This is a genomic window from Moorena producens 3L (assembly GCF_000211815.1).
Taxonomy (GTDB): Bacteria; Cyanobacteriota; Cyanobacteriia; order Cyanobacteriales; family Coleofasciculaceae; genus Moorena; species Moorena producens.
The window spans coordinates 585,612-593,782 of record NZ_GL890840.1 but is presented as its reverse complement, the minus strand read 5'-3'; the positions used below and the strand labels follow the sequence as shown (position 1 = coordinate 593,782).

At 43.4% G+C, this 8,171-nt stretch carries 10 protein-coding genes; 3 read left to right on the top strand and 7 right to left on the bottom strand.

Annotated features, from left to right (window positions below; all coding sequences use genetic code 11):
* Positions 1–1,492: ABC1 kinase family protein (locus LYNGBM3L_RS08825; protein WP_008181520.1), on the top strand; the 1,492-nt coding region annotated here is incomplete at its 5' end.
* A gap of 462 nt (positions 1,493–1,954) precedes the next feature.
* Here the strand turns inward: LYNGBM3L_RS08825 and LYNGBM3L_RS08820 are convergent.
* From LYNGBM3L_RS08820 to LYNGBM3L_RS08810, 4 genes are all read right to left on the bottom strand, one after another.
* Entirely contained in the window at positions 1,955–2,158 is a 204-nt protein-coding gene (locus LYNGBM3L_RS08820; RefSeq protein ID WP_229414381.1) for a hypothetical protein, read from the bottom strand.
* Between the two features lie 441 nt (positions 2,159–2,599).
* Positions 2,600–2,752 (bottom strand): hypothetical protein, encoded by a 153-nt coding sequence (locus LYNGBM3L_RS43085; protein WP_008181513.1) that lies wholly within the window; start codon positions 2,750–2,752, stop codon positions 2,600–2,602.
* Positions 2,753–2,791: 39 nt separating this feature from the next.
* Complete coding sequence (locus LYNGBM3L_RS08815; protein WP_008181511.1) at positions 2,792–4,054, bottom strand: RNA-guided endonuclease InsQ/TnpB family protein; 1,263 nt, start codon at positions 4,052–4,054, stop codon at positions 2,792–2,794.
* Positions 4,055–4,132: 78 nt separating this feature from the next.
* Positions 4,133–4,609 carry an esterase/lipase family protein gene (locus LYNGBM3L_RS08810; RefSeq protein WP_008181509.1) on the bottom strand — a complete coding sequence of 159 codons (477 nt, stop codon included), beginning with the start codon at positions 4,607–4,609 and terminating at the stop codon, positions 4,133–4,135.
* A gap of 180 nt (positions 4,610–4,789) precedes the next feature.
* On the opposite strand from LYNGBM3L_RS08810, the gene LYNGBM3L_RS47140 reads away from it, so the two are divergent.
* Positions 4,790–4,963, top strand: a complete 174-nt coding sequence (locus LYNGBM3L_RS47140; protein ID WP_154659717.1) for a hypothetical protein — start codon at positions 4,790–4,792, stop codon at positions 4,961–4,963.
* A gap of 460 nt (positions 4,964–5,423) precedes the next feature.
* Here LYNGBM3L_RS47140 and LYNGBM3L_RS08805 read toward each other — a convergent pair whose 3' ends face one another.
* The 3 genes from LYNGBM3L_RS08805 to LYNGBM3L_RS43075 form a co-directional block, all read right to left on the bottom strand.
* Positions 5,424–6,464, bottom strand: coding sequence for an adenylate/guanylate cyclase domain-containing protein (locus tag LYNGBM3L_RS08805; RefSeq protein ID WP_008181506.1), 1,041 nt, complete (start codon positions 6,462–6,464; stop codon positions 5,424–5,426).
* Between the two features lie 320 nt (positions 6,465–6,784).
* Positions 6,785–7,426, bottom strand: coding sequence for a DUF3120 domain-containing protein (locus LYNGBM3L_RS08800; RefSeq protein ID WP_008181504.1), 642 nt, complete (start codon positions 7,424–7,426; stop codon positions 6,785–6,787).
* 221 nt (positions 7,427–7,647) lie between these two features.
* Positions 7,648–7,809 (bottom strand): hypothetical protein, encoded by a 162-nt coding sequence (locus tag LYNGBM3L_RS43075; protein ID WP_154659716.1) that lies wholly within the window; start codon positions 7,807–7,809, stop codon positions 7,648–7,650.
* 24 nt (positions 7,810–7,833) lie between these two features.
* Between LYNGBM3L_RS43075 and LYNGBM3L_RS40135 the strand changes: the two genes are divergently transcribed.
* Positions 7,834–8,037 (top strand): hypothetical protein, encoded by a 204-nt coding sequence (locus LYNGBM3L_RS40135; RefSeq protein WP_131827016.1) that lies wholly within the window; start codon positions 7,834–7,836, stop codon positions 8,035–8,037.
* Positions 8,038–8,171: the final 134 nt, after the last annotated feature.

Genomic DNA, 8,171 nt, shown 5'->3' with positions numbered 1-8,171 from the left:
AGGTCCGGTGTACGTTAAGTTAGGACAACTGCTGTCTACCCGTCCCGACCTATTACCAGGAGCCTATGTTGAAGTCCTGACTGACTTGCAAGCCAATGTACCAGCAGTAGCCTGGAGTGAAATCGAAAGCCTGCTACAGCAAGAACTAGCCAAGCCAATCTCAGAAACCTTTACTACCATCAATCCCCAAGCCATTGCTGCTGGTTCCATTGGTCAAGTCCATCGGGCTACCCTCAAAAATGGTCAAGAGGTGGCTCTGAAAGTGCAACGTCCTGGGATTGACCAGATAGTTGCCCAAGATATTGCTATCATTCGGGGCTTAGCGGAGTTAGTCTCTCTGACGGAATTTGGTAAGACTTACGATATCGTTGTCATAGCAGATGAATTTGTTACTGCCCTAGAAGCAGAACTGGATTTTACCCAAGAAGCTAACTATACCGATAAACTCCGCAGTAATCTATCCAATAGCCGCTGGTTCGATTCCCAGCAATTAGTGATACCAAAGATTTACTGGGATTTGACCAGCCAAAAGCTACTTACCATTGAGTGGCTGGAAGGGGCACCTCTGCTATCGGCGCAATTATCACAAACTCAAGAGGGCAAAGATCCCCAGACCCAGCGACGGGAAATTACCACCCTGTTATTTCGGGCTTTTTTCCAGCAGGTTTACATCGATGGCTTCTTCCATGCTGACCCCCATCCCGGAAACATATTTTATCTGAGGGATGGTCGCGTCGCTTTATTAGACTGTGGGATGATTGGACGCTTAGACCCCCGCAGCCAACAGATTTTGACGGAAATGCTCTTAGCAATTGTAGATTTAGATGGCAAGCGATGTGCTCAGTTAACCCTACAACTATCTGAAGCCGGTGAGTCGGTCAATTTATCTGGCCTGGAAAATGACTATGACCGCATGCTGCGCAAGTATTACAACCGAAGCCTCTCCAAAATCAACTTTAGTGAAGTGTTTTATGAGATACTGCAAGTCTCGCGCAATAATAAAATCCGCTTACCCGGTAATATGGGTTTATATGCCAAAACCCTAGCTAACTTGGAAGGGGTTACCCGTGGATTTTATCCTGACATTAACCTGCTCGACCAAATCAAACCCCTGATTACGGAAGTGTTTCGGCGTCAACTCCTGGGAGATGATCCCTTACAAACCCTTCTGAGAACTATTTTAGATCTCAAAAGCCTGTCATTGCGATCGCCTTCTCAAATCGAATTATTTTTAAACCGGGTTAGTTCCGAAACCCTGAAGTGGAATATTACCGTCCCAGAGCTAGACAAACTACGTTACAGTATCGATGATTCCGCTAATCGACTTTCCTTCAGTATTGTAGTCGGTTCCCTGATTATCGGTGCAGCAATTGTGGCCTCAGGAAGCCAAACTCCCCAGATGTTAGTGGTTACTAATATCCTGTTTGCTGCTGCTAGTTTTTTAGGATTGTGGCTGATTGTCAGTATTTTGCGTTCGGGACGGTTACGATGATTTGATAAGGGAGTAGGGAATCGGGAATCGGGAATCGGAACCCACCCCTAACCCCTCCCAGGAGGGGAACGGGAATCGGGAATCGGGAATCGGGAGCATTCAGCTATCAGCTTGTAGGGTGGGCAAAAACATTTTGGTTCTTTTGATTATTCTAGATTAGATTACTTTGCCCACCCTACTTTAATTGGTATTTTTTTTTACTATGGCTGACGGCTGACAGCTATCAGCTATCAGCTTGTAGGGTGGGCAAAAACATTTTGGTTCTTTTGATTATTCTAGATTAGATTACTTTGCCCACCCTACTTTAATTGCTATTTTTTTGTACACACAAGTCTTTGATCCCCCCTAACCCCCCTTAAAAAAGGGGGGAATTAGATTCAAAAGTCCCCCGAGCGAGCAATCCCTCGCTCGGGGGATTTAGGGGGATCTGAACCAGGGATTCAAGCCACTAAAATTTACCGCTTACAAATCCTGTAATTTTCCTTCGGATTTAGCTGTCATTGCCTCCTCAAGTAAGAAGTCTAACTTCCCATCGGCGATATCAGCTTCAAGCTGTTTATCCCAGAGTAACCAGTCTTTTTCAGCAAACCACTCTCTCAAGCGCACGAAATCTTCCTTAGAGAGAGCCTCAATTTCAGCTTGAATCTTTTCTACTTTTGTCATCATAAAAAATGACTGCAATCCTAGTGATTAAATCTCTATAGTCTAGCATAAAAATTAACTTGCTCTAGGCTAGATTTTTTAGCTTGTAGGGTGGGCAAAAACAGTTTGGCTATGCGTGAGTATTGATAGATTATATTACTTTGCCCACCCTACTTTAATTGCTATTTTTTTGTACTGCTTAGAGTAGAGTAATGCCAGATTGTTGAGAGATTTGGCAACAGATGGGTGTTGTTGACCTAGGAGTTTTTTCAACATCTCCCGGACAGCCCCAATACTTTGAGCAAGCGTATCACTCGCCGATACTAACCTACTGGCATGGCCGTTTCTCCGAAGTAAAAAGAGTGCCTTTGCTCATTTCAGTTATGTTTATTCTACAACAAGATACTGGCTATTCCGGAAAGTTTGTTAGCTAACCTCAAGAGTGTTGAACCCTTGACCATTCGGTCACGCTGCGCGAACGGTTAGCTGTGGGGGATTATCCCCCGAACCCCCTTTTTTGGTGAGATTTAAGAATCGCTCTAACCAGGGTAATGCCTGGTTATAAGCCCCTTGACCTTGGTAAAACCAACCTAGACCCTGGAAAGGTTTGTTTGACATCCTCCCCCCACATAGCGCCATCTTGCTATGCTCGATGTCTTAGTGGGGGATTCCTAACTCTCGCGAATTAGGTTTTCTGCTTCGTCTCGTGCCAACTAGAGTATCGTGACCAATACTCCCCGTCGCTTCCAATCCACAGACATTTTCTAGCACGCTATGCCCTAGCGCACTTACTCCACGATTCCTAATTTCTTGGCTAGCTGCTACATCCCGTGTAGTTGTATATCCACAATCAAAGCAATGCTGAAAACGAATATCTAGAGTTTTCTTTCCTGTATGTGCGCCACAGTTAGGACAAATCTGAGAAGTCCCATCCTTATTGACTTTGGCAAAATATACGCCACGACGAAAACAGACCCACTTTAATATATTTACAAACTGACCGAATCCAGCATCGACACTGTGTTTTGAAAGCATCCCTCTTTGCCATGAGACAAAGTTGATATCTTCTAAAAATATCATGCCAGCACCATCACACAAATGATGAGCCAGCTTAAAATGCCAATCTTTACGAGTCTCAGATATTTGCTGATGTAGTCTAGCTATTTTCTGGTTTAACTTGTGCCGATTATTCGAGCCTTTTTGTTTGTTCTTTAGCCTACGTTGTAGCAATTTCAGCTTACGTTGTAGGGTTTTCAGAAATCTAGGTCGCTTAATCTCTTCGCCATCACTGGTAGCAACAAACTTGTCAAAGCCCAAATCCACACCTCGCGGATGACCGTGAGGCATGGGATTAGGAACGTCAACATTTAGTTTAAGTGATAGCATCACAAAGTAACCAGATGCCTTTTTAACTACTCTTGCTTGTTTGACTTCAAACCCAAAGGGAATAGGTCTAGATTGTCGCCATTTCACCCATCCCAGTTTGGGAATCTTAATAGCATCATTTCTGATCGGGTTTTTCCCTAACTGTGGAAAAACAAAAGAACGCATCCGATACTTATTTTTAAACCGTGGGAAACCAAAACCCCTAGCCTTCATATCATCCCAAGCTCTATCTAAGGTTCTTAATGTTTGCTGTAGAACTTGAGAGTGAACTAATTTGAGTTGAGGATAGACTTTCTTAGCTTCGGTTAACTGTTTGGCTTGCAAATGGTAGTTAGGAAATGGTTCGTTAGCAGGAATGATGTATTCATAATGAATCGAACAAGCATTTATAGACGACTTACGAGATGCACACCAATCTTTACGCTGTCTAAGGGCGAAGTTCCAAACCGATCGACATATATCTAGCGTTTGCTCGATAGTAGCAATCTGTTCGGTATTTGGTTCTAGCTTGTATTCGTAGGTCATTGTTAGCATACAAGTATTATACCTGACACAGGTTATAATGCTGTGTCAGGATTTAATGTATTTGAGGTGCGACCCGAAGGCGCTTTCCTAGGCCGGGTTCCCCGGCCTAGGAAAGCGCCCAAAGACCGAACCAGAATGAGGGGTAGACAGGAAAACAATTCCCCTCGTCCCAGATGCGATCGCTTCCCATTTGCCAAAGTCCCTAGCACTGCGCAGCATCTGTTTAACCAGCAGTCCCCCCATACTGTGAGTAACGAAAATTATTGGGCGATCGCCTATCTCATAACTATCCAGTAGATCTAAACTATTAGTCGCCCGGTCTACCAGAGGCATAGAATTACCCTTCCATCTAAACGGTTGTACCTCATAAGCCAGAGACCAAATTCCCACATCTGATAAATCTTGCCCCAGCCAAGCAGGCCAAAAATTATCATCATCTCGCCGTTCTTGCGGGTGCCAAGTACTTAGCGCATCACCCCCGAGTCCATGGACAAAAATGACATCCCCACGGCGATCGGGATTCTGAGCACCATAAATTTCAATTAAATCGTTACGATCACTCACAGACTAGCTCTCCAGGAATAAAGGTCATTGAGATTATTATTGAGATGCTTCGTGACCCTGATCCTCAGCTAGGGTGCTGGCATCGGAACAATTGACACCGATGGGGTTAATCGCCATACCCTTACCACATCTTGCTATTGCATAGATTAGCTACTGATTGAGTCGAGAGAAATCCAGAAAGTGCCAATAAATTCTCTGTCTACCCCATATTCCGCCACGCCCTACTCCCTGTTCCCAGATCCGCTGTTCCCTGTTCCCTATTCCTCTATTTTTATCCGGATAAAAAAAATACTTATTTTTCCTCTGTGGGGCTTGAAAGTCGAGTGTCAGACTTTAACTATGGCGGCATCTTGAGGTACCATTCAAATAATGGTATTGTTATAGATGCTAAACTAGGTACCGGTGAAGAAGGATTTGATGCTAGAGTCCAAGCAGGGGCTCAGTTCAAATTTTAATAGTAAGGTATTAAAGATTAGTTAATTGCAAGGTTGAAAGTTGTTCGCGTAGCGTGGCCTTTTGGCCAAGGTTGCAGGTTAGCAGGTTGAAGGTTAAAGGTTGAATCTTGGATTCTAAATTCTAAATTCTAAATTCTAAATTCTAAATTCTAAATTCTAAATTCTAAATTCTAAATTCTAAATTCTAAATTCTAAATTCTAAATTCTAAATTCTAAATTCTAAATTCTAAATTCTAAATTCTAAATTCTAAATTCTAAATTCTAAATTCTAAATTCTAAATTCTAAATTCTAAATTCTAAATTCTAAATTCTAAATTCTACTAACCTTTACCAAAATGAGTGATACTTTTTCCTAAAGCTTATTCAACAATTGGTATAGTAGAGTTAACTCGCAAGAAATTATCTAAATCTCCATAGGTTCCAGCGTAGGTAATAGTGGAATTATCATAACCTTTGAGATTTACAGTGTGTTGCTTGAAGTTAAGCTCAGACTTTCCGATTTTAGAAACGTAACGGTATGTATCCTCCCCTAGGGCAATATCTAGACCAAGTTCCTTGGTGGCAGATTCGAGGCGAAAAGCGGCAATTACAGTATCCCCAACAGCAGTGTATTCTGGGCGATCGCCACTACCAGTGGTGTTACCAACAATAGCATAACCGGTGTTGATTCCAGTACCAATTCGCAGTGGGAAGGGCAGAGGATATTCCTTAGAGAGATTGGTAGTCATTTTGTTGAGGTCATTGACTGCTTGCAAAATACTCATGGCTTCTTGATCACTGACCCCTTGAGAGCCATGAAACCAAATCGCCATAATCGCGTCACCGATGTATTTATCTACCCAACTGCCACACCTTTTCAGAATTTCTCCAGACTCCCGGAACCAACTACCAATTGCCACTGAGAGGGTGGTTTCATCTAACTGGTGGGTGAGTACGGTAAAGTTTCGGATGTCCACCACCATCACAGAAATCAGGCGGCGCACGTGCAATATTGACGTTTGGGTATCTTTATGTATAGGTTCGGATGGTTCAGTTTTATGAGCCTTGGGTGGGCAATAAAACTCCAATTCTGTCTGACCAAAGGTAAGATGATCGCCATTGCGCAAGGTCACCGGAATACTGACTCTGCGTCCATTGACAAATGTACCGTTACGGCTGCCTAAATCAATAAGATAGAAATCACCGTTTTCGGTACACTGCAACATCGCATGGTTTCTGGAAATCCAGCGATCTGAAAGTACAAAATTGTTATCATAACTACGACCGACGGTCCAGCAATTACTACCAACTAATGGCATATACTGATCGTCAGAGTCGGTAGGCATAAGTAGGTAAGGGGTGGATCGCAAAGTCACCACAGATATAGGAGCAACAACAGGGTTAACGGAGAGGTTGATCATTGCATCAATTTTCCAAGATTTCCCCTGATCAGGGAAGGATAGCGCAGAAGTTGGAGAAACAATAGCAGCAATAAGTTACTGACTAGTTACTGCTAATCGAGCTTGAGTATGCTGCTGTCAAAAACCCAGCAAGACTCAGAAGCTGACCCTAGTAGATACATTCACAGGATGATGGAGTCATTTCGGAATAACCATCACAATGACAATGGTCAAAACTTACCTAATATTTATATATATATATAAATATCTATATATAAATAAATGAATAAGGCTTCCGAAGAAGCCCACACTGTACCTTTTAGGGTCAGTGTCTGGAGTCATCATGCTAGGTTAGCTGCCAACCAAAAAAGACTATCTACCACGATTGTACTCAAAACGGCTCCACTAAACGTCCACCAATGGGGCTGTTCTTTTGTCAATGACCAAAGACCAACTATTCCTAGCGTAGCAACCAAAAGCACTGCCCAGCTAATTCCCCAAGGAGTTTGGACTTGTGCGATCGCATTTTGAAAGACTGGTTTTGCCAGGACTGGCTCTACTACCATCACCTGACGCCAGTAGGGAATTAGATTCGTCAAGTAGAAATAGATGTCGGTCATGGCTGTACCGAATAACGAACCCAAGTAAAACAGATTTCCTACCTTTCCCCAACCCCGCCACAATCCCCACAGAGCGAATGGTAGACCAATTGCCTCTACCGGTAAATGCAGTAGAGGTTCAGTCCGCAACCAACCCCAATATAGTGAACCAGCCAGCCAACTCCAGCTAAATCCCAACAGCAAGTCACCCCAGACTTGGGTTGATGGACGTTGGAGCAGTTTTATCCCTAGCCACACCCAAGCCAGGGTGATGACTAAACTCAACAGTGGGAAAAGGCGCACTAGGGGAGCTTGGAAGAACACTGGCACAGAAACCAGGAAGGAGGCGGCAGCAAATAATAGCCATCCTTGAGGATTACTCACTCCCCTAGGGGGTATCGATAGAAGTAGTTGCCCTAAATTATTAGAATTCCTTGGGGATATACCAGAAAACCAAGTATTTTTCAACAAAATTTTGTTATTTATCTTTAATTATCTTTATTCAACTTAATATATCATTACCAATATCCCCCCAGGGGGCATATTGGTAAGAGTACTTGAATGTGGTGGTTTATGGCAAGGGTTGAAATATAGCAGTTATAGCGCTACGCGCAAGGCAAGAGGCAAGAGGCAATAGGCAATAGGCAATAGGCAAGAGGCAATAGGCAAGAGGCAAGAGGCAATAGGCAAGAGGCAATAGGCAAGAGGCAATAGGTCTGACGGGGTGAACTCAAAAATTTATGGAAAATTAAGATTTGCTTAGCCATTGGTGATGCCCTACGGTCAGGGCCATGGCTATTGCTAGACTTTTTCCCGATTCCCGATTCCCGATTCCCGATTCCCGATTCCCGATTCCCGATTCCCGATTCCCGATTCCCGATTCCCGATTCCCGACTCCCGACTCCCAATTCCCAATTCCCGATTCCCGATTCCCGATTCCCGATTCCCGATTCCCGATTCCCAAAAAGGATGAAATATTAAGGTTTAAGGATTAAAGATCAAGATGGAATGGAATTGGGATACGATAAAGAGTTTGCTAAGCATCCAGATTCCCTTGGCGATTATTGGTAACTTATGCCAGAATACCGATTGAATTAAGGCTGGCTGATTCAGCTGGAGCAACCTCAAT

What these genes read in the sequence shown, in the direction of transcription:
- LYNGBM3L_RS08820 (WP_229414381.1), bottom strand. Translation starts at nt 2,158, where the DNA reads ATGATGACAAAAGTAGAAAAGATTCAAGCTGAAATTGAGGCTCTCTCT.
- LYNGBM3L_RS43085 (WP_008181513.1), bottom strand. Translation starts at nt 2,752, where the DNA reads ATGTCAAACAAACCTTTCCAGGGTCTAGGTTGGTTTTACCAAGGTCAA.
- LYNGBM3L_RS08815 (WP_008181511.1), bottom strand. Translation starts at nt 4,054, where the DNA reads ATGCTAACAATGACCTACGAATACAAGCTAGAACCAAATACCGAACAG.
- LYNGBM3L_RS08805 (WP_008181506.1), bottom strand. Translation starts at nt 6,464, where the DNA reads ATGATCAACCTCTCCGTTAACCCTGTTGTTGCTCCTATATCTGTGGTG.
- LYNGBM3L_RS43075 (WP_154659716.1), bottom strand. Translation starts at nt 7,809, where the DNA reads ATGGCTAAGCAAATCTTAATTTTCCATAAATTTTTGAGTTCACCCCGT.
- LYNGBM3L_RS40135 (WP_131827016.1), top strand. Translation starts at nt 7,834, where the DNA reads ATGGCTATTGCTAGACTTTTTCCCGATTCCCGATTCCCGATTCCCGAT.